The following is a 651-nucleotide window of genomic DNA, read 5'->3' as shown; positions in this document are numbered from 1 at the left end:
TCACCGCCCTCACCGCTATCAGGCCCCGCTGGTGCGGCACCGCCCCGTCCGGCCCCGGCACGTACACCGCCCAGCTCCGCGCCCACGGCGGCGAGACCGAGGTCACGGCGGAACTCGTCGACGGCACCCTGCACGTCGCCTTCACCGACCCGGTCCGCGGCGTGGCCCCCGGCCAGGCGGTCGTCCTGTACGACGGCACCCGCGTCGTCGGCTCGGCGACGATCGCCACGACGGCCCGGCGGCAGACGGCGGCGACGTCCGGCTGATCCCGCCGGACGCCGCTCCCGACGCGGTGCGGCCGTTCCGCGCGTGGTCGCGCCCACCCCCGTTAACGGGCGCGACCACGCGCGGAACGGATTCTCAGGACGCCTGGCGGGCGTACACGTCCCGGGCGAAGAACTCCGCCAGGACCGGGGCCACCGCCTGCGGCGCCAGCTCGCGGGTCTGGCCCGTCAGGGTGCGGTGGCGGGAGCGGGGGAGCGCGTCCGCCAGGGCACGGGTGGACATCCGGGCCGAGGCGGTGCTGGCGCCGCCGCAGACGACCAGGGTGCGCGCCGTGACGGAGGCGAAGCGCTCGGCCGGGATCGAGCCGTCGCCGAGCAGCGCGTCGTCGTACGCCAGGGTGTGCGCCATCGACACCAGGCCCAGGCC

1 protein-coding gene and 1 pseudogene are annotated in these 651 nt (G+C 77.1%); one reads left to right on the top strand and one right to left on the bottom strand.

Annotated elements, in window-relative coordinates; translation table 11 throughout:
* Window positions 1–266 (top strand): aminomethyltransferase beta-barrel domain-containing protein (locus tag EAO76_RS43115; protein ID WP_316248428.1); only part of this gene is annotated, 266 nt, incomplete at its 5' end.
* 94 nt (window positions 267–360) lie between these two features.
* Here EAO76_RS43115 and EAO76_RS43110 read toward each other — a convergent pair.
* Window positions 361–651 (bottom strand): annotated as a pseudogene (locus tag EAO76_RS43110) (alpha/beta hydrolase); the annotation flags it as partial.

Origin of the sequence: Streptomyces sp. sk2.1 (assembly GCF_008120935.1) — a bacterium.
In the GTDB taxonomy this organism is placed as follows: Bacteria; Actinomycetota; Actinomycetes; order Streptomycetales; family Streptomycetaceae; genus Streptomyces.
The sequence above is the reverse complement of the archived record's forward strand: the minus strand, read 5'-3'. Positions and strand labels throughout refer to the sequence as shown.